Source organism: Myxacorys sp., from assembly GCF_059501405.1.
This window is the reverse complement of the sequence record NZ_JCACCM010000164.1, coordinates 85,263-104,264: the sequence shown is the minus strand read 5'-3', so window position 1 is coordinate 104,264 and position 19,002 is coordinate 85,263. Positions and strand designations below refer to the sequence as shown.

Genomic DNA, 19,002 nt, shown 5'->3' with positions numbered 1-19,002 from the left:
GGGAAAATTCGAAACAATTCAAGGAAAAGGCTCAAACATAAGCTCAGAAAAAGGTTCAGCCGCCAGAGTTGAGCTCTTACTGAAGATATTCAAACTATTGAACCTTCTCAGATTGAGCTTTGATCACTTTTAGTCCCTCTAATATGGACTCATATAGGGCATTGGTTAAGAATTGAGCAGTTTGCTTTTCGTTCGCCTGCTGGTGATTGTGCGAATGAAGCTTGGAGCAGACTCGGATGAAAACTTTAGCCCTAGCAGATGAGTCGGGACTGTAATGTAGAGCGATCGGGACGATTGGCACAGAAATTTTCTCAGCAGAAGTTGCCTCTGCTTGAAGGACTAGCCGTGCCAATCCAGGTTTAAAGGCTCGTAGAGGTTGATCTCTGACAATTCCGCCTTCTGGGAAGATTACGAGTTTACGATCGCAATGAAGCAAATCGATTGCATTACGAAAGCTAGAGATGCTCGGACGGGTTCGATCTACAGGAAATGCTCCAAGTCGTTTGATGAGCCAGCCCTGAACGCCTTGCAATTGCTGTACATCTGTCATGAATCGGAGCGGTTCGGTACTGAGAAGGGACAGAATCAGAGGATCCCAACGGCTAAAATGCTTTGAAGCTAGAACGACTGGACCTTTGGCGGGCAGATATTCGCGTCCTGTGATTGTAATTGAACTAAAGTAGGTCTTGAGAAGCAAACGATGAATTGGAAGAAGTGACCAGTACAGCCATGGTTGAACAGTTGCAGTTTCAGGCGCTCGAACAGACATAGGGAGTTGGACGATAGTAAGAAAGCCAGTAGCGCTTTACTTTTTAGTTTGAGTATTGAGTATATCTAGAGTTTTGACGGTCAAGACTTGAGGGGGAGTAGCATCGGGAGGATATAAGAAGTCAACTTCTACTGATCGCTGCTCACTCGGTTTCATCATTAGCGTAACTAAAGGTTCGCCTTGTTGTCCGCGTCGTTGCACTAAGTGGATGTAGCGCGTTTGGGGAGCGGCAACATCATCCGTGTAGCGCAGGCGAACTGTTCCTCGAAAGGAGATTCTTGATTCGGGAACAGATAGGAAAAGAAGCTGATTTTTAGCTCTATCCTGCTTGATGGGAGTTTCAAACGCGATCGCAACCGTTTGATTCTGCTGAGTCGTATTGCGAAGAGGCAGGGTCAGGCTGTATTGAACGCCGTAATTCCCATTGGCTAGATAGGCTGTATCAGGATACCGAACAAGCATTGGCGCACTTTGAATTTGCCCTGTTCCAAAGGTTCCTTGCTCAACAGTGCTGAGACCGTAGGAAAACGCTCGCCCTTGCTGCGGAATGCTGAGATAACCTCTGCTGGGACTATCGATGAGTTTTGCTTGCCAGAGCGACCCCCTCGCTACACCTGAAACACGACCATAGGTGATGCGATCGAGACAAGGTAGAAATCCACAAGATCTGCGCTTTACATTTAGGCTAGGCGGAAGGTCACGCAGACCTGCCAAAGCGCCATTATTCAGTAGAGTTTGCCATTCTTCTAGGGTGGGAATGCGCTCTGTCTTATCAGGATTGAGGGGAGCAAACATCGCTAGGGCCGCCACGTGAACGGAACCATTGCTCGAAAGCCGCATTAAAGTAGACCGTCCATTTGATGTGGGAGGAACGGTGCCCGCAGGGATGGGGAGACTCATCAGAAGCTGAGTTTGTCCAGCAGGAAGGAGGATGGAAGACGGCAGGCTGCCTTGTTTGCGTCCTCGTAGAATGTCGTTGGCGACTCGGCTGCCGGGGCCAGCAAATACGTTACCGAGTGGGTCTTCAACATAAGCTGGCAAATCGACAAAGAGCGCATCGGGGCGAGTAAGATAGGTCGCTGCTTGTAAGACTTCAATTTGAACGGGGCGAGAAGTGGGATTGTAGAGCAGAATGCCTTGAAAGAGCGATCGCGTTTGATCTGAACGACTCGCCTTGGAAATGTGATGGGAGAAAATATCAAATCTGCCGTTAAACACAAAGTTTAGGTGAGCAGACGAGGTCCGTTTTCCGGTAGGCGGAAAGGTGGAGAGCAGAATACCTTCAGTTGTGACAACTTCTGGACTGTTGCTGTTGAAAACGGGAACTTCGTCTAGCGCACCCGGCAGCACTCGAACTTCTTGAGCCTGAATGATCTCTTGAGCGGGGAGTTCTCGTTGAAGCGGCAAAGCTTCTTGAGCTGGAAGAGCTTGCGGAGAAAGGTTTGCAGGACGCAAAAGAGGAGCGACAGGCAGTTGAGCAAACTGGACAGGAACTGGAATGAGCGGCAACAGAAGCATGAATGAAATAGCGTTTGAAACTGCGATTTGGGCGAATAGCTCTTTATTTAAGAGAATTCACCGACAAGAAATCAAGAAATGCTACTTGTATAAATCCCAGTTCACTGGAATTTTGCACGATCTAAAAGTACGAAGGAGCGTCAAGGCTAAGAGTGTAGGGCATAGAATTTGAGCGCGATCGCACTCGACCACCTAGAGTTCAGTAGGGATGTATTGCCAGTTTGAAAAGGCGGCAGCTTGACCACAGGGAGAACTCGCTTCATCCAGAACTGTCCAGAGAATTACGTTTTCGATCCAAAAGCGCTTCCCTGTACTGGAGATCCGAACGCCTCGATAGTTGTCTATATAACCCTTTGTTTTCGCTTCGGTGAGAAGGCGCGATCGCGCTTCTCGGTTTATCGGTTCGGCTGTTTTGCGAGAGGGAGTTTGTGTAAAGGTTGTCCAATCCATCTCCCATAGAAGCAGGGCTTGGTTATTACCGTAGTTCAGAATCGGATCAGCCTCAGTGCCGTGAGAGAGGACTATAAATGGAGCATGAAATAGGATGTGTTCATCTGAATTATTGGCGGCGTCTCTGGCATTCGCGGAGCTGGTCACGTCATTTCCAGCCGAATTAAATGTACTTAAAGATTGCCCCGTCCAATGATGAAAGCTCTGTAGAAGCCTTTGAGTGTGGCGGATCACGAATTGATGCTGCTCGTAGCTCAGGTCAGAAAGAGAAGGCATTAGATAAAGCGATCGCAGAATTGATGAATTCAGACATCCCGCATTTAAGCATGGAGAACGCGCAACAATTGGACACTATCAAGATTGATTGGGTGTAGAGGAACACTGCTCACAATCGTAGGGATAGACAGTCTGATAGATCGTCGATCGCTTGCCAAACAGCGCATATCGATTGTCTCGAACCTGCTCATAGACACGATCGCCCGTCCACTTCATGCCGGGTAGATTGCGATACGCGGTGACGAATACATTGCCAAGCGGAAGTAACTGCCCAATCTCTTCGGCGGCATCACTTCCTTGCCAACGACGATCGGGCATCGCATTATCAATCAAAATCATGCCAAACTCACAGTCTTGAGGCGTGACATTAAATTGAGCTAATCCCGCTTCGTCTTGCATGGGGATGTACTGAAAGCGCTTTCCTTGGTCGAGCTTTTCTAATAGCTGCACCAAGTTAGAGCAAAGATTGCATTGTCCGTCGTAAATGACTGTGTAGTTCATAAATTCGTCGCGGCTACTTATCTACGATAGCGACAAACGATCGTCCATGCATCACCGTCCCGGCAAACGCTGAAGAATGCGGGCAGCAAACATATCTACTTCGGGCAATCTAAGTCGCATGGCAAACGCGATGAATGCAATCAATCCCACTCCGCCTGCAACAACGAGTTCTATCAGGTGATCGAAAAACCCTTCACCGAGTAACGGCTGCATAAAGTTGAGCATTGCCCACGCCATACTGCCGGAAATAAAGCTACCTACCGTGAGTCCAGCAATGGGTAAACTCCATTCTCGCAGTGGCAATCCGTTTAGTTTCTTATTGAGAAACCAGAGGAGCGCAATTACGGAAAGCGTATTCACAGAGACAGTGGCTAAAACCAGTCCGGGTGCGCCTAGGGGTTTGATCAATATGAAGTCAAACAGAGCATTGAGAAAGATGTTGACAACGCTAATGCGGAAGGGCGTTTCTCCGTCACCTAGCGCGTAGAAGACACGCACCAATACATCTCGTCCAAGATAGACAAACATGCCGATCGCATAGGCAACTAGAAGCGAGGAAACTAATTGAGATGAATTGTTGAGCTTAAACGCGCCTCGCTCGTAGACAACTTGCACGATGGGTGTTGCCAGAGCCACAATCAGACCGCTCAGCGGTAGCATGGCGATCGCAGTTAATAACAGTCCCTGCCGAATTCGTCCTTTCAGTTCGCCCCAATTTTCGGGATCGGTGAGCCGAGAAAACACGGGAAACAACGGCACAAGAATCACGTTGGAAAGAATTCCGAGTGGCGTTTGAATCAATAGATTAGCGTAGTCAAAACTGGCGATCGCAGGACCAGAATTTGGCAAAAAAGACGCAAAAAACAAGTCTGTGATCACGTTGATTTGTAGCATTCCTGATGAAAACAGGGCAGGACCCATGATTCCAAAGATGCTCCGAACCGCCGGATCACGAAAATCAAACCGCAATCGTAATCGTCCTAACCCCGCCTGACGCTGTGCCCAAAACTGAGCTAACCACTGCAACACTGTGCCTGCGAGCGTTGCACACGCCAACACAAGTCCACCAATCAAGGCATACTGCGGCGTGACAATTTGCCCCCCAACCGCCAGCGCTAAAGCTCCGACCCCAATAATAATCGTGACGCTAGAGAGCAATGGGCTGATCGAGGGCAGCCAATACAAATCTGCTGCATTTAATGCCCCAAACCCGATGCCAATCATGCCTGCAAACCAAGCGATCGGAGCCATGATGCGTAACTCTTGAATGGCGATCGCTCTCACCTGCAACCCTTGAGCCGTTTGCTGCAAACCCGGAGCTAGAATATCGATGCAGAGCGGAGCCGCAAGTATTATCCCAATCGTGACGAGCAAGAAGACTGCACCAATTATCGTAGAGATCGTCTCCATCAACGGAGCCGCTTCTTCTTTTGTCCGTTTAGACAGAGAACTCACCATTGCACTATGAAACGGGCCATTGATTCCACCCAGCAGAATCAAAAAGAAGCCCGGAATAATCGATGCAATGTCGTAAGAACTTTTAGCAGCCGTCGTTCCAAAGGCAGCACCGATCGCGACGGTGCGAAGCAGACCCATGAGTTTGCTAATTAGCGTTGCGATCGCCACAATTCCAGCAATTCCAGCGAGCGATCGCTTCAGCTTAGGAGAGTCAGACACAGGATAATCAAGGGGGCTAAATGGCTTCAATCATTTAAGCACCTTTGGGTGAAATGCTTTGAACGGGAAAGTCTGAGGATCACTGCTACATTGAAACAGAAACTACGACGTTAGAGTTTGGAGGAGTTGAATGTTTGAGTACATTCGACAAATTTGGAGGGCATCGGCGGCAATCGCACGGAGAGCCGGAACAAAAGCTGGCGCAGCGATCGCATTGGCGGGAAGTGCGATCGCACTTTCGGGATTGCTGTCGGCGTGCAGTCTGCCGCAAGTCAGCGCAGAAGATCGATTATTTCTACCGCTATCGTTGGAGTTTCTAGGAAGTTATACCCTCGATACCAAAGCTTTTAAGGACACCGCAGTCGGAGGACTGTCGGGTATTACTTATGATCGCCAGCAAGATCAGTTTTACGCCGTATCGGACGATCGCAGCGATCGCGCTCCCGCTCGGTTTTACACGCTGAAGCTGCAAATAGATACGACCTCAAAGCCACCCAGTCTTAAACAGGTCGATGTGCAGGATGTCACGTTGCTAAAAGACGAGAACGGCAAGACGTTTCCAGCTAAAACAATTGATCCCGAAGGCATTGCGCTGTCTCAAACTGGCTCTTTATTCATCTCTAGCGAAGGCGTTGTGAAAGAAGGCGTTCCGCCATTTATTGGGGAATTCGATCTAAAAACGGGGCAACTCCGCCGCAAGCTACCCATTCCAGAACGGTATCTGCCTGATGACTCTAAACCCATACAGCAGCGAGGCATTCGAGACAATTTAGGCTTTGAAGCGCTTACCGTTAGCTTAAATGGTACGGCGGCTGAGCCATCTCGGTTATTTACAGCCGTCGAATCGCCACTGATTCAAGATCTAGAAGCTCCCGCTCCCCAACGCATTTCTAGAAATCGGCTGTTGCATTATCTGATCGAAGGCAATCGAGCCACGATTATCGCTGAGCATGTTTATCCACTCGAACCAAAGCCTACGGCAGTGCTGGATCACGGTCTGACGGAGATGTTATCGATTGATCAAGCAGGGCATTTCCTGAGCTTAGAGCGCACCTTTGGCTTGAGCGGGTTCAACGTCAAACTGTTTCAAACGGCGACCGGAACCGCAACCGATACCACCGAGATCGAAAGTCTGCGCGGAGATATGAAAGATCTTCAAATTGCAAGAAAGCGGCTGTTGCTCGATATGGCTGACTTGGGAATCACGATCGATAACTTGGAAGGAATGACGTTAGGACCTCGATTGCCCGATCGATCTCCAAGCCTTGTTCTGGTAAGCGATGATAACTTTAATACCTTTACTCAAGTGACGCAGGTTCTACTGTTTCGAGTGAAGGGATTAAAGAGTTAAGAGTGAAGGGATGGATCACTTGATAAAGGATTGAGAGATCTCTGGTAATGGATCAGGCGTGATCGGTAATGTAAGTGGTGACATTGGCAATGGATCGGCTGCAATTGCTGACGTCATAGAGAACATTGGTAATGGATCGGGCGTGATCGGTAATGTAAGTGGTGACATTGGCAATGGATCGGCTGCAATTGCTGATGTCATAGAGAACATTGGCAATGGATCGGGTGTAATCGGCAATGTAAGTTGAGCGATCCTTCAAAACGTGCGCCGCGATCGCTCAACTCATTTTGTCTGTAGCGACGAGTATCTAATCCGAATCGATCGCAGATACAAGCAGAACCCAATCCCTACCGTGTGCATCCGGAACCCCTCGAATTTCCGATCCCTGAGAATGAGTGTAGTGAGAACCTGACACCGTACAATAAATTTCAGATTCTACTCCAACTCGTCCTATGACTCATTCGACAGATATTGCCACTCTTGCTCGCTGGATGGCATCGGATTTTAGCAATCAGCATCAGGCGTTTGAAAACCCTCCTCTGTATGCTCATATTCGAGTCTGTATGCGTCCGTTGCCCTTCGAGTTGCTAAACGGCGTAAGTCTTTTTCTGGAGCAAGCCTACGACTACATGTTAAACAAGCCTTACCGATTGAGAGTGCTGAAGCTTGTTGAACAGAACGGCAAAATTGCGATCGAGAATTACCTCGTGCAGGACGAGCAAAAATTTTATGGCGCAGCACGCAATCCAGAGCGGTTGAAAGACTTGAAAGCGGATCAGCTAGAACTGATGTCAGGCTGCACGTCCTACGCAGAATGGACGGGGCACAGCTTTAAAGGACAAGTCGAACCTGGGAAAGGATGCATCATCGTTCGCGATGGCAAGACAACCTATTTAGATAACGAATTCGAGATTGACGATCAAAAGTTTTACAGCCTCGATCGCGGTCGCGATCCTCAAACAGACGAACAACTTTGGGGTTCTCTCGCAGGCCCGTTTGAGTTTGAGCGTCGCCAAAGCTTTGCCGACGAAGTCAGAGTTTAGAGCGGAAGTCGTGTTGTAGACCCGATTGAACCGCTGTTCAGCGCGTTTCAATCCCAATTTGACTTACGGCTCGGATAGTCCGACTTGACCGAATCTAAAGGATGCTGCGGATCATCCTCGATTTCATCAATGTGAATTAACACCTGCACCGGGCCGTAGCATTCCCGAATCCGCCCTTCAATCTGTTCCATAATCCACGGACTCATTGCCACAAACTCAGGATGAACGGTCATCCGCAGTTCTACAAACACTTGCCGTCCCACAATCCCGCGCGACTGAATCCCATAGCAATGCGTTACCCCCTGCACTTGCCGCACAAGTTGCGCGATCGCTTCTGGCGCGATCGCCATTTGCCGCACCACCAGCGGGAGTTGCCAATTCAACACCCGCCAACAACTCAACAGCGCCGTCACCACCAGCGCGATCGTCATGAGGGGATCAAGCCAGTGATAGCCCCGCCAAACGCCCACCAACCCAATCAGCAACAAAAACGTCAACCAAGCATCCCGCAAAATCTGATTTGCATTCAGCCGCAACAGAGAACTATCGAGCGTTTTTGCCAATCGACGCTGAAAGTAAGCCAAAGCTAGACTTCCAAGAAACACAACCGCCAGGATAATAATCAACGAGAACCGCATTTTCACCGACGGCATCATCAAAAGACTGGGACTTGTGATTAATTGCTCGATCGACAGTCCAAGCAGACTTAGGCACGCAAATCCCAAAAATCCAACCAACAGCAGCGCCAACGCCGTCTCCAGTCGCCCATGACCCCACACCTCCCGCCCTGAAGGACGCTGAGGCGACGCCGAGAGCGCAATCAAACTCAAAACAGCGCTGAACCCATCGATCAGCGTATGCAGCGACTCGGCTAACAGCGCGAGCGATCGCGTTGACCACCCCGCCCCCACTTTCACCGCCAAGATCAGCAGCGTTAGCCAAAGCGTGACCAACAAAATTTGGCGACTAACTGTGCGTGGATGTTTAACTTCAGACATGGTAGACGAAGGATGGTAGACGCCTGTGCAACCCGATTAGCGCAGAGCGCAACTCTGTAAGAACCGCAAGGAAGAACGAAAGCAGAATAATCAATCATGCAATGTGAAAAGCGAAGAATTCACTTTAAAATCTTGAGGCTTGCAGTCAGCAATTATTATCCTTTACCCATCCTTTGCCCTTATGCATCAGTCAGACATCCAACTACTCGTTCTAGATATCGACGGCACAATTGCGGGCAAGTCTAATGATATCCGTGAACCTGTCCTTCGGCTGATTCACAAAGTACAGAAAAACGGAATTCAAGTCGCGATCGCAACGGGTCGCATGTATCAGTCAGCGTTGCGCTTCCATCACATGGTTGAGTCATCGTTGCCGCTGATCGCCTATCAAGGCGCGTGGATCCAAGATCCCAAAACGCAAACTCTGCATCAGCACTTGGCAGTTCCTAAAGCAATGGTGCTATCGCTGCTCGATTACTTCGAGACGCCTGACCTGCGATCGCTACTCTCTGTCCATTTCTACATCAACGACCAGTTGTATGTGCGAGAGATCACGCCCGAAACAAAAGCGTATTCTGAGCGATCGGGAATTGAAGCGATCGCCGTTGGTGATTTGCGCTCTACTTTAACAACCGAGCCGACCAAAGTTCTCGCCCTCAGCGACGATACAGAACTAATTGGCTCCATGCTGGGCTCATTGCAAGAACAGTACACTCCCGCAGAACTGTATCTCACCAAATCAGTTGCCACCTTCTTTGAAGCAACTCATCCTGCTGCCAACAAAGGCTTAGCCGTGAAGTATCTTGCCGAAGAATTGCTAGGATTGCAGCCCGAAAACGTGATGGCCATGGGCGACAACTTCAATGATCTAGAAATGATTCAATACGCTGGCATTGGCGTGGCCATGGGCAACGCTCCCGAAGAAGTTCAGCAACAGGCTCAATGGGTTGCACCGACCGTAGAGCTTGATGGCGCAGCCGCCGCAATCGAAGAATTCTTGCTTTGAGTTGCTCTCAGTCTGCATTTGCCTCTTCTAACGTGGGGCATAACAGTCTACGGGGTGCAATATAAAGTCTCTATGTAAATCGCTTTAAAATCAGAAAGAGTACCGACGACTGGCCGTGTTTCGTCTCGGTACTCTTGCTGGTTCGCTCCTCACACAAGATTAAATATATATGCATTTCCCAGCTTTGTCACCCCTTTGGTAGATAAAAATAAGTTATGACGTTGAGATGACATCTATATGACTTAAAACTCACAACATACGGTAGCCGTGAAACTACTAGAAACAGTCCGACTAACGGTCTGACTAACGGTTCGACTATAGTTCCAACGGCGCAGGAACACCCAACTTCTGCTCTAGCAGCGATCGTAGTAGACGCTGAGTAATCATCACTAATCCTAATCGGCACTGCAAAAGATGCCGATCTAGAGCTTGAGATGCACCGACGATGCGGCACGATCTCTCAAATTGGTGGAATGCATGACTCAACCCAACTGCCATTTCTAGAACATTGTTTTCAAGGAATCCGTCTGTTACCGCTACAAATTGGGAGAGTAGTTTCCGCTCGACCGACTCTTGTAATAACAGTTGATCTGACCTATTTAACCAACAAGCCTGTTCTATTGAAGCAAGATCACGTTGCCGCGCCAGCCTAAGTAACGAGCAACAGCGAGCGTGAGTGGACTGGCAGAAAAAGACTTTAGACGAGCCAGAATCAAAGTCACTATTATTTCGCGTCATCTCGAAGGAACCATACCGTAAGTCTTTGTCTTTTAGATCAATCAGGGACTGCAACCAAGTTGCGATCGCGCGATCGCTAAACCTAAATTCCAGGAATCCTGGTGAAACTACTGCTACCGTAAGATCACGCAAAAGCGACTCCGCCAAAATAGCACTCATTCCAGGAGTTTTTGTATCCATTTTATACAAAAACTCAACAAGCTGATTGGCAGTCTGCTCCGCTGAGTAATCAAAATGGGGGGCTAATTTCAGTGCAATGGCGGAGCGATACGTAGAAATCAGCGTTTCTGATGGTACTCTCTTCACAACATCAATAGAGTGTGAAAGCTCCGAATCGAGGGCGTTTGCGCGAATAGCGGTAGGATGAAGCGATCGTCTTGTTACCGAAACATCCTCCCAGAGGCGGATTGCTTCATCAATTTGCGACAGTAACAATATGCGAAGCGTAGGATAAGTAACCGTAGGTACGTTAGAATTCATGATATTTACGGTTGATGCTCTGAAGTAGGGTTCGGTTTCGTGATTAAACTCAAGCGCTACTACCGATCAATGCTGAGATTGGTGTTTAGCACCGTAATTTCACGGGCAATACATCGTTCTTTTCGTATACTCTTTATGACAGTCAAGTACAGGAACTTCGAGGATCACTCAAAAAACCAGAGTTTCGCTTGAAGGAATGAGTCCAATTTTATGACTCACGCTGTCTCAGCGCTTGTCAAAGCATCCACAATTGTTCTCTAGCAGCCTCTTACACTATGTACTCAGTATCCCCTCAACAAAATTCAGAAGCAGCTCGCCCCTTTCTCACTTGGCAGAGAATCATTGACTGGGCACAAGAACATTACCGCATCCGTAATTTCAGCAAGGATGAACGAGTTCCGACTCGTCCCGGTCTGCTCTATCTTGTGCAGAAAGGAGCAGTGCGTCTAGTGGGTACAGCACAGGTTAATGCTACCGGAAGCAATGCGGCTCGTTTGGCACGGGTTAGTCCAGAGGAAGCATTTTTGGGCTTTGTCGGTACAGGTCAACCCTTTGAGATTGTGGCGCAATCGCCATTTACGCTTCAAGCTTACGCTCACGTCGATCAAACGTCAGTAGTCTGGATGTATTGGCACGATTTAGACAATTGGCCTCACTTCCGACGCGAGGTCCTAGATGCGTTCCGCTATCAGCACCAGCGCAAGCTACTTTGGCTTAGCACATTGGGTCAGCGTCGAACGATCGATCGGCTGCTCGGTTTTCTGACGCTGCTCATCGAGGAGTACGGTGAACCAACAGACGAAGGCTATTGTCTGCCTTTTCCTCTGACTCATGCTCAAATTGGTAGTGCGATCGGATCGACTCGCGTGACTGTAACTCGATTGATGGGTAAGCTTCGTCAAAAAGGCATGATTCGCACTCAGGGTGACAATTTACTCTGTCTGCCTACGGATTCAGTTCTTAACCGCAACGAAGGCTCTCCAAATCGTAATTAATGAAAACACCACTGGTCTGGTAGCTGTTTTATCTCAATTTATCTCAATAACATAAAAAGCGAGTTCTACACTTTGATAGAACCCGCTTTTTATTATAGGACTAGACTAAGGCTAGCGAATTTCAGGGGCTGACAACGCTTCTTTGGAAGCTAGAGCAGGCGCATCATTGAGTTTTGCAATTGTCGGAACTTCCGCCCGCAATCGTGCTGTTAAAGAAACGGTCTTAGAATCGTAAATCTGAGTGAGTAGCTTGGGATAGAAGCCAATTCCAATGATTGGCACAAGCAGACTGGCGATGATAAATACTTCTCGTGGTTCAGCATCGACTAGTTTTTCATGAGATGTAAGCTCTTTGTTCTCGGGGCCGTAGAAGATTTCTCGCAGCATCGAGAGCAAGTAGATGGGCGTAAGAATTACTCCGATCGCAGCTAAACCAACCACAATGATTCGGAAGGTCATGCCATAAGCGTCGCTGGTAGCAAATCCAACAAACACCATCAGTTCGGCAACAAAACCACTCATGCCAGGCAATGCTAAAGATGCCAAGGAACAAGCCGTAAACATTGAGAAGATTCTGGGCATTTGTTTACCAACACCACCCATCTCATCGAGCATAAGGGTATGAGTGCGATCGTAGGTAGCCCCTACCAAGAAAAATAGACTCGCCCCGATCAACCCGTGGGAAACCATCTGTAGAACGGCTCCGCTTAAGCCCAGGTCGGTAAACGACGCGATCCCGATCAGCACAAATCCCATGTGCGAGATCGACGAGTACGCAATTTTTCGCTTCAAGTTGCGCTGAGCAAACGAGGTTAGCGCCGCGTAAATGATATTCACTACGCCTAAAATAACCAACGCGGGCGCGACGGTTGCATGAGCCGCTGGCAGCATTTCGGCATTCATCCGAATTAGGGCATAACCACCCATTTTCAGTAGAATACCTGCCAACAGCATGTGAACCGGAGCCGTGGCTTCACCGTGAGCATCTGGGAGCCACGTGTGGAGAGGAATAATTGGCAGTTTGACTGCGTAAGCGATCAGAAACCCTGTATAGACCCAAAGCTGAAAAACGAGTGGGTAGCTTTTGGCAGCGAGCGCTCGCATATCGAACGTGACCGTGTCGCCATAGAATGCCATTGCAAGCCCAGCGACCAAGATGAACAGCGATCCCCCTGCGGTATACAAGATGAACTTAGTCGCAGCATATAGCCGCTTCTTACCGCCCCAAATCGAGAGCAGCAGGTAAATCGGGATTAGTTCAAGTTCCCAGGTCAGAAAGAACAACAGCATGTCTTGAACAGCAAAGACAGCAATCTGTCCGCCGTACATTACCAGCATCAGAAAGTAGAACAACCGGGGCTTAAAGGTGACAGGCCAAGCCGCCAAAATTGCCAACGTTGTAATGAATCCAGTCAGAATCACGAGCGGCATCGACAGCCCATCAACGCCGACAGACCAGTTCAAATCCAGTGCAGGAACCCAAGCATATCGCTCGAACAGCTGAAGCTCTGGACTCGAAAAATCGTACTGCGTATAGAACGCATAAACGATGAGTGCAAAATCAATCAGCCCGACGATGAGGGAATACCAGCGAACGGTTTTACCATCCTTGTCTGGAATAATCGGAATCAGAAGAGAAGCCGCGATCGGGAACAAAATAATCGCGGTGAGATAAGGAAAATTTGCAGTTAGCATCTCGTTATTAAGATTTATTTATCGCTAGTCCAGACTATTTGTGCAGTCAGCATTTAGAAGGCAAGTCGCCTAAATCTCGATTCTGCTTGTCTTGCAAAGTCAACTAGTACTTCGTCAAGCTAGGGATGAGGGACGAAGTGAAATTAGATTCTTTGTTTCATCCCTCATCAGATCGCCTGACAGATTACTAAGGGAGCCGTGATCCCCTAAGACTTAAGAAACGCCTGAGAAAATCACTAACCCCAGGACTGCCACGAAGATAATGAGTGCATAGAACTGAGCGCGACCATTTTCTAAGTATTTCAGCCCTTCACCCGTCAGCAGCGTCACGAAACCTGCGAGATTAACAACGCCGTCCACAACTTTGGAATCGACTTCCAGAACTTGTCGTGCTAACCGACGACTACCTTGAACGAACAACTGGTCGTAAATTTCATCGAAGTACCACTTGTTCTTCGAGAGACGGTAGAAGAACGGAATTTTAGCGGCGATCGCACCCGGATCAATCTTCCGCGACAGATACATCAGCACTGCCAGCGAGATGCCAATCAGCGAAATTCCAACCGAACTTCCAGCCATCACATAAAACTCAGACAAAGTTTCCTGTCCAGCTTCAGAGGCTAATTGCACCGCTTCACCTGGAGCATGGATAAACTCCTCGAAGTAATTTGCAAAGGGAGTTCCCGTCAATCCGATCAGTGTCGAAGGAATTGCCAAAATGAGCAATGGCAGGGTCATGGTCAATGGTGACTCGTGCGGCTCATGGGCATGATGCTCATCGTGTCCAGAATCAACCGCTTCGCCATGTGGCGCGTCCATAGTCAGTTCTCTCGGATCCATTGCGCCTGGGCCAAATGCCAACCCCAAATTCTGAAGTTGCTCGTTGCGAATGCTCTGCTTTACCGTAGCATCTGTTCCTCGAAATTTTCCTTCAAAAGTAGAGAAATACATGCGGAACATGTAGAACGCCGTGATGCCTGCCGTTCCATACCCAATTAACCAAAGGGCTGGGTTAGACGCAAAGGCAGAACTGAGAATTTCGTCCTTTGACCAAAATCCTGCAAAGGGAGGAATTCCCGAAATGGCAAGCGTTCCAATCAAGAAGGTAAAGGCAGTCAGGGGCATGTACTTCCGCAAGCCACCCATCATTCGCATATCTTGAGCATAAGCCGGATCATGACCAACCACAGATTCCATCCCGTGGATGACAGACCCCGATCCCAAGAACAGCATGGCTTTGAAATAGGCATGGGTCATCAAGTGGAACAAGCCTGCGCTATAAGCACCAACTCCCATGGCCATCACCATGTAGCCCAACTGAGACATAGTGGAGTACGCCAAGCCCTTTTTGATATCGTTTTGAGTGATTGCGATCGTCGCTCCCAAAAATGCCGTGAATGCTCCTGTCCACGCAATGACATTCATTGCCGCTGGAATGCCTTCGAACACAGGGAACATTCGCGCAATCAGAAAGACCCCTGCCGCAACCATCGTTGCCGCATGAATCAACGCCGAAATTGGGGTTGGGCCTTCCATCGCATCAGGTAGCCAGACATGCAGCGGAAACTGCGCCGACTTTGCCACTGGTCCTAGAAAAACCAAAATTGCAAACAGCGCGGCGAGAAAACCGCTCATCGATCCCGTCGCGACAAGATCTTGAAGGCGTTCTCCAATCACCCCAAAATCGAAGCTGCGAGTAGACCAATACAAACCCAAAATGCCGAGTAGCAACCCAAAGTCACCCACTCGGTTCGTCACAAATGCTTTCTGACAAGCATCAGCCGCTGCTTTTCGGTCATACCAAAATCCGATCAGCAGATATGAACACATGCCCACCAGTTCCCAGAAAATGTAGACCTGAACCAGGTTAGGGCTAATCACCAACCCCAGCATTGAGGAACTGAATAAGCTTAAATACGCATAGAACCGGACATATCCCGGATCGTGAGCCATGTAGCCATCGGTGTAGATCATCACCAGAAACGCTACGGTTGTCACAATCACCAGCATCAGCGAGGAGAGGGGATCAATGACATATCCCATCGATAGGTGAAAATCCCCAGCGGCTGCCCATTCAAAGGACTGAACATAGGGTTCATGCCCGTGCAATTGACTCCAGAACAAACTAAATGCATGGGTCATTGCCGCTCCAATCAGCGACACAATAAACACCGAGTTAGCGCTCCGAAGTCGGTTGACATCTTTGCTAAATGTAATCAGCCCTAGACCGACCAGCATCGCCCCCGCTAGGGGCAGAACCGGAATAAGCCAGGCATACTGATATATGAATTCCATCACTCACGCCTAGTTTAGATTTCTTTACTATCCAGGGTAGTCAATTTCTTGGACTGTGGGACACCCTAGATCCAAAGTTAAGGATATTGTTAGAGAGTTCCTCCGTCTTCAGACTTTGGATTTACACTTCAAACTTTGGATTTACAATTTATAGTCAAAATTGTCAATAAAATAGGCAAACGCTTTAGATTCTTTAAGAATTTAGCATAGGAAAAAGAGCGATCGCTGCGGTTCCTACGGAATTGCGCTTTGCGCTAATCGCTCTTCCTTAAAAAGATCTTATAAAACCGCGTCTAACGCGAAATTGACTGGGGCTGTTTATTTGTTAGAGTCAGAGTCTCTTGAAGAATTGCCCGTAGTTCATCGCGCTTCTGATAGCTATCTAGCCGATGCAACACCCGACCACCCTGAAACAGAATGACCGTTGGGAGAGTAGCAATTCGGTAGCTGCTAGCCAGTCTAAGATTCTCATCGGCATTAATCCCGATGAGTTTCAGTTGTCCGCCCCACTCTGCCAAAAGCTGATTAAGCGACGGTTCGATTAAGCGACAAATACTACACCAGGGTGCCCAAAAATGAACAAGAACAGGAGTAGAAGATTCGAGGACCTCGCTTCTGAAAGCCTGCTCGCTGATTCCTGATTGCATAGTCCTATTTAATGAGTTTTACTAACGCTGGGATCATGCTACCAGGCTACGTTGCTTGTTGCATCGATCAAAATAGGGTGAAGCCACCAAAATAATCCAACAAATGCAGCCACTCCGACATAGGCAGGACGCAAAAATTCTGTCCACCTCAGAGGCTGTTTTCCTTGCGAAATCGCGAGAAACGGCACGATCGACGTGCGTTCTTTCACTGCTTCAAACGCCGCTCCGTACCGAGCCGTAAGGCGTCGGTCACCATGCCACACTCCGAATAGATGATGCAAAATCAATCCCAAAGAGGTGACGAGCGTAAACGTTGTTCCTAGCCAAAGCGTATGAGCAATACACCAAATCACTTGACCCACCATCTGAGGATGTCTTGTAATCCTGATAATGCCAGTCTCGTAGAGATGGACTTGGGGCTTCTGAATTGCGGCAATCTCTAAAAGATTAAAGGTTGCAGGATATAAAAAAAGAAACGAAATCGCTGACAGGATCCACACGATCGTACCGATGCCCGGAACTCCTCTGACGTCCCACAGGGTCAACCCATCGTAGCGATGATTGAAGAAATAAATGATCATGGGAACCGCAATCCCGAGACTAACTAGCGCAAAGCACACTCGATAAGGTCGCGCTCCAATTTTTTTCTCTGCCCAAGGACGTAATGCGGCAAGTCCGCTATGAGCGATCGCAAACCCAACCAATAGCCCAAGAATTACAAAGTGGCTAGGCGTCAACCAGTCAAACACCATAGAAAATTAAGAAGAAAATGTAGATCCGATATCGGTTACAGCTTAGCGCTTAGCCACACTTTCGGGTAATCAATTCGACATTGGCTCAGCTGCAATCCAGGAAGTAGCACGAGACGCAGGCTGCAATCTATACAATTTGCATCTAAATTAATCATTAATTCAGTAGAAAAGCGGAACTCGAACACCTTAAGTTCAGTCGCACTCGTTGCAATGGCGTGTAAGAGGTTATAGGTAAACCATCCATTGTGAGGAATTCCGAAAGCGGGATCAAGACTGTAGAAAACAGGATACGATTCTCCTTGCAAGGCTCTAGGAGATTGCTCATGAATAAGAGCAATTTCCGCAATTCCTGGTAAATTCAGAAAGTCCTTAGTATCCTCTCATGTATCACTTTTTTCGCTTAAGTTTCCCTACGCTGCTTGCCGTGCCCAGCGTTTAAGGAAATTTTGTAGATTAACTCAATTTGTAATTTTTCTTAAACCTTTTGTCGTTTAGCTAATAGGTTGCGCTCAAAACGTTAATGTACTGAGTCTATTTTTTACGCAACGCTCCTTACACACTTTTCTGGTTAAGCCGTATGTCTGACCTTCCTTTTACTCTGGATCAGTTACGCATTCTCAAAGCGATCGCCACTGAGGGAAGCTTTAAGCGCGCAGCCGATAGTTTATATGTTTCCCAACCCGCGGTGAGTTTGCAGGTGCAGAATCTTGAGCGGCAGTTAGACGTGCCGCTGTTCGATCGAGGCGGGCGACGAGCGCAGCTAACCGAGGCAGGACATCTGCTACTGAGCTATGGCGAGAAGATCTTGACGTTGTGCCAGGAGACGTGCAGAGCGCTGGAAGACCTACAAAATCTCCAAGGAGGCACATTAATCATCGGGGCGAGTCAGACGACGGGAACCTATCTACTCCCTCGGATGATCGGGCTATTTCGCCAGCAGTATCCGGATGTTGCGGTTCAGCTTCATGTCCACTCCACACGACGCACGTCGTGGAGTGTGGCAAACGGTCAGATCGATTTGGCAATTATTGGGGGAGAGATCTCCCCAGAACTTCAAGATTCTTTAGAAATTATTCCTTATGCTGAGGACGAACTCGCGCTGATTTTGCCGCCGACCCACCCTCTTTCTAGAACCGAAACAATTCAGAAGGACGATTTGTATCGATTGCAGTTTATTGCTCTCGATTCTCAATCAACGATCCGAAAAGTAATTGATCAGGTATTGGCGCGCTGCGGCATTGAAACTCGCCGCCTCAAAATTGAGATGGAATTGAACTCGATTGAAGCCATCAAAAATGCAGTGCAGTCTGGCTTGGGAGCATCATTTGTCTCTGTTTCTGCGATCGAGAAAGAACTCCAGATGGGAATGCTACACCGTGCCAAAATCGATGATGTCATCGTGAAGCGCACCTTGTCTGTCATTATTAACCCCAATCGATATCGTTCTAAAGCGGCTGATGCCTTTTGTCGCGAAATTTTGCCCAAGTTTACCCCTCGTGCTGTAAGTTTCGAGCGACGTGAATCTAAAAGCTATCCTGAACCCCAAAGTTTAAAAGCTATGCTTCAAGCCGCAAGCAATAATCGAGGAATACCAGAGATGGAAAATTAGCAACGAGGAAGCTGCTTCAGTAATCAAGCTGCGGATCTGTGTGAGATGGGATAGGACTTGAAATGTGGGGAAAGGTATAGAGGCAGCGTAGCTTTCTCGTGCTTGCTTATTATTGCTCGCGGACGAGAAACACTTATGACTCGCTGGCATTAGCGTGGCAAACTACTAGGAAGAGCTAGTTATACATAAGGAATACTCAGAA

The 19,002-nt window shown here is 48.3% G+C and carries 18 protein-coding genes; 6 read left to right on the top strand and 12 right to left on the bottom strand.

The features are described from left to right. Positions 1 to 94 precede the first annotated feature (94 nt). From AC5I6P_RS23385 to AC5I6P_RS23375, 3 genes are all read right to left on the bottom strand, one after another. The gene (locus tag AC5I6P_RS23385; protein ID WP_495696167.1) at positions 95 to 769 is read right to left on the bottom strand and encodes a lysophospholipid acyltransferase family protein; all 675 of its coding nucleotides are present in this window, start codon (positions 767 to 769) and stop codon (positions 95 to 97) included. A gap of 36 nt (positions 770 to 805) precedes the next feature. Then, complete coding sequence (locus AC5I6P_RS23380) at positions 806 to 2,287, bottom strand: DUF3370 domain-containing protein (RefSeq protein ID WP_495696166.1); 1,482 nt, start codon at positions 2,285 to 2,287, stop codon at positions 806 to 808. Positions 2,288 to 2,479: 192 nt separating this feature from the next. Continuing rightward, positions 2,480 to 2,971 carry an MEKHLA domain-containing protein gene (locus AC5I6P_RS23375; RefSeq protein ID WP_495696171.1) on the bottom strand — a complete coding sequence of 164 codons (492 nt, stop codon included), beginning with the start codon at positions 2,969 to 2,971 and terminating at the stop codon, positions 2,480 to 2,482. On the opposite strand from AC5I6P_RS23375, the gene AC5I6P_RS23370 reads away from it, so the two are divergent. Beyond that, complete coding sequence (locus AC5I6P_RS23370) at positions 2,905 to 3,111, top strand: hypothetical protein (RefSeq protein WP_495696172.1); 207 nt, start codon at positions 2,905 to 2,907, stop codon at positions 3,109 to 3,111. The two genes, AC5I6P_RS23375 and AC5I6P_RS23370, sit on opposite strands and share 67 nt — an antisense overlap. Here AC5I6P_RS23370 and AC5I6P_RS23365 read toward each other — a convergent pair. Both AC5I6P_RS23365 and murJ read right to left on the bottom strand, forming a co-directional pair. Continuing rightward, positions 3,092 to 3,514 (bottom strand): thiol-disulfide oxidoreductase DCC family protein, encoded by a 423-nt coding sequence (locus AC5I6P_RS23365; protein WP_495696165.1) that lies wholly within the window; start codon positions 3,512 to 3,514, stop codon positions 3,092 to 3,094. The genes AC5I6P_RS23370 and AC5I6P_RS23365 overlap by 20 nt on opposite strands. A 51-nt stretch (positions 3,515 to 3,565) precedes the next feature. Beyond that, complete coding sequence (gene murJ, locus AC5I6P_RS23360) at positions 3,566 to 5,191, bottom strand: murein biosynthesis integral membrane protein MurJ (protein ID WP_495696164.1); 1,626 nt, start codon at positions 5,189 to 5,191, stop codon at positions 3,566 to 3,568. Positions 5,192 to 5,321: 130 nt separating this feature from the next. On the opposite strand from murJ, the gene AC5I6P_RS23355 reads away from it, so the two are divergent. Continuing rightward, a complete protein-coding gene (locus tag AC5I6P_RS23355; protein WP_495696163.1) occupies positions 5,322 to 6,542 on the top strand; it encodes an esterase-like activity of phytase family protein in 1,221 nt (406 codons plus the stop codon). Between the two features lie 52 nt (positions 6,543 to 6,594). On the opposite strand, the gene AC5I6P_RS23350 is transcribed toward AC5I6P_RS23355, so the two are convergent. Then, complete coding sequence (locus AC5I6P_RS23350) at positions 6,595 to 6,801, bottom strand: hypothetical protein (RefSeq protein WP_495696162.1); 207 nt, start codon at positions 6,799 to 6,801, stop codon at positions 6,595 to 6,597. Between the two features lie 193 nt (positions 6,802 to 6,994). Between AC5I6P_RS23350 and AC5I6P_RS23345 the strand changes: the two genes are divergently transcribed. Continuing rightward, positions 6,995 to 7,585, top strand: coding sequence for a chromophore lyase CpcT/CpeT (locus AC5I6P_RS23345; RefSeq protein WP_495696161.1), 591 nt, complete (start codon positions 6,995 to 6,997; stop codon positions 7,583 to 7,585). Between the two features lie 47 nt (positions 7,586 to 7,632). Here AC5I6P_RS23345 and AC5I6P_RS23340 read toward each other — a convergent pair whose 3' ends face one another. After that, the gene (locus AC5I6P_RS23340; RefSeq protein ID WP_495696160.1) at positions 7,633 to 8,583 is read right to left on the bottom strand and encodes a cation diffusion facilitator family transporter; all 951 of its coding nucleotides are present in this window, start codon (positions 8,581 to 8,583) and stop codon (positions 7,633 to 7,635) included. 181 nt (positions 8,584 to 8,764) lie between these two features. Here AC5I6P_RS23340 and AC5I6P_RS23335 point away from each other — a divergent pair, with 181 nt between their 5' ends. Beyond that, complete coding sequence (locus tag AC5I6P_RS23335) at positions 8,765 to 9,589, top strand: Cof-type HAD-IIB family hydrolase (RefSeq protein WP_495696159.1); 825 nt, start codon at positions 8,765 to 8,767, stop codon at positions 9,587 to 9,589. A 315-nt stretch (positions 9,590 to 9,904) separates the two neighbouring features. On the opposite strand, the gene AC5I6P_RS23330 is transcribed toward AC5I6P_RS23335, so the two are convergent. Next, positions 9,905 to 10,807: a DALR anticodon-binding domain-containing protein gene (locus tag AC5I6P_RS23330; RefSeq protein WP_495696158.1), complete on the bottom strand. Its 903-nt coding sequence runs from the start codon at positions 10,805 to 10,807 to the stop codon at positions 9,905 to 9,907. 275 nt (positions 10,808 to 11,082) lie between these two features. Here AC5I6P_RS23330 and AC5I6P_RS23325 point away from each other — a divergent pair, with 275 nt between their 5' ends. Next, positions 11,083 to 11,802: a Crp/Fnr family transcriptional regulator gene (locus tag AC5I6P_RS23325; protein ID WP_495696157.1), complete on the top strand. Its 720-nt coding sequence runs from the start codon at positions 11,083 to 11,085 to the stop codon at positions 11,800 to 11,802. Positions 11,803 to 11,913: 111 nt separating this feature from the next. Here the strand turns inward: AC5I6P_RS23325 and ndhD1 are convergent, their stop codons facing one another. From ndhD1 to AC5I6P_RS23305, 4 genes are all read right to left on the bottom strand, one after another. Further along, the gene (gene ndhD1, locus AC5I6P_RS23320) at positions 11,914 to 13,497 is read right to left on the bottom strand and encodes a photosynthetic/respiratory NAD(P)H-quinone oxidoreductase subunit D1 (protein ID WP_495696156.1); all 1,584 of its coding nucleotides are present in this window, start codon (positions 13,495 to 13,497) and stop codon (positions 11,914 to 11,916) included. Positions 13,498 to 13,710: 213 nt separating this feature from the next. Then, positions 13,711 to 15,792 (bottom strand): NAD(P)H-quinone oxidoreductase subunit 5, encoded by a 2,082-nt coding sequence (locus tag AC5I6P_RS23315; RefSeq protein ID WP_495696155.1) that lies wholly within the window; start codon positions 15,790 to 15,792, stop codon positions 13,711 to 13,713. A 293-nt stretch (positions 15,793 to 16,085) separates the two neighbouring features. Beyond that, entirely contained in the window at positions 16,086 to 16,439 is a 354-nt protein-coding gene (locus tag AC5I6P_RS23310; protein WP_495696154.1) for a thioredoxin family protein, read from the bottom strand. A 38-nt stretch (positions 16,440 to 16,477) separates the two neighbouring features. After that, on the bottom strand, positions 16,478 to 17,191 hold the full coding sequence (locus AC5I6P_RS23305) for an NnrU family protein (protein WP_495696153.1): 714 nt from the start codon (positions 17,189 to 17,191) through the stop codon (positions 16,478 to 16,480). A 577-nt stretch (positions 17,192 to 17,768) separates the two neighbouring features. On the opposite strand from AC5I6P_RS23305, the gene AC5I6P_RS23300 reads away from it, so the two are divergent. Further along, a complete protein-coding gene (locus tag AC5I6P_RS23300) occupies positions 17,769 to 18,800 on the top strand; it encodes a LysR family transcriptional regulator (RefSeq protein WP_495696152.1) in 1,032 nt (343 codons plus the stop codon). The last annotated feature ends 202 nt before the right edge of the window (positions 18,801 to 19,002 follow it).

Bases quoted from the DNA above. Each gene is read 5' to 3' on its own strand.
- AC5I6P_RS23315 (WP_495696155.1), bottom strand. From the start codon at position 15,792: ATGGAATTCATATATCAGTATGCCTGGCTTATTCCGGTTCTGCCCCTA.
- AC5I6P_RS23385 (WP_495696167.1), bottom strand. From the start codon at position 769: ATGTCTGTTCGAGCGCCTGAAACTGCAACTGTTCAACCATGGCTGTAC.
- AC5I6P_RS23335 (WP_495696159.1), top strand. From the start codon at position 8,765: ATGCATCAGTCAGACATCCAACTACTCGTTCTAGATATCGACGGCACA.
- AC5I6P_RS23365 (WP_495696165.1), bottom strand. From the start codon at position 3,514: ATGAACTACACAGTCATTTACGACGGACAATGCAATCTTTGCTCTAAC.
- AC5I6P_RS23380 (WP_495696166.1), bottom strand. From the start codon at position 2,287: ATGCTTCTGTTGCCGCTCATTCCAGTTCCTGTCCAGTTTGCTCAACTG.
- ndhD1 (WP_495696156.1), bottom strand. From the start codon at position 13,497: ATGCTAACTGCAAATTTTCCTTATCTCACCGCGATTATTTTGTTCCCG.
- AC5I6P_RS23345 (WP_495696161.1), top strand. From the start codon at position 6,995: ATGACTCATTCGACAGATATTGCCACTCTTGCTCGCTGGATGGCATCG.
- AC5I6P_RS23325 (WP_495696157.1), top strand. From the start codon at position 11,083: ATGTACTCAGTATCCCCTCAACAAAATTCAGAAGCAGCTCGCCCCTTT.
- AC5I6P_RS23310 (WP_495696154.1), bottom strand. From the start codon at position 16,439: ATGCAATCAGGAATCAGCGAGCAGGCTTTCAGAAGCGAGGTCCTCGAA.
- AC5I6P_RS23330 (WP_495696158.1), bottom strand. From the start codon at position 10,807: ATGAATTCTAACGTACCTACGGTTACTTATCCTACGCTTCGCATATTG.
- AC5I6P_RS23300 (WP_495696152.1), top strand. From the start codon at position 17,769: ATGTCTGACCTTCCTTTTACTCTGGATCAGTTACGCATTCTCAAAGCG.
- AC5I6P_RS23355 (WP_495696163.1), top strand. From the start codon at position 5,322: ATGTTTGAGTACATTCGACAAATTTGGAGGGCATCGGCGGCAATCGCA.
- AC5I6P_RS23340 (WP_495696160.1), bottom strand. From the start codon at position 8,583: ATGTCTGAAGTTAAACATCCACGCACAGTTAGTCGCCAAATTTTGTTG.
- AC5I6P_RS23370 (WP_495696172.1), top strand. From the start codon at position 2,905: ATGTACTTAAAGATTGCCCCGTCCAATGATGAAAGCTCTGTAGAAGCC.
- AC5I6P_RS23305 (WP_495696153.1), bottom strand. From the start codon at position 17,191: ATGGTGTTTGACTGGTTGACGCCTAGCCACTTTGTAATTCTTGGGCTA.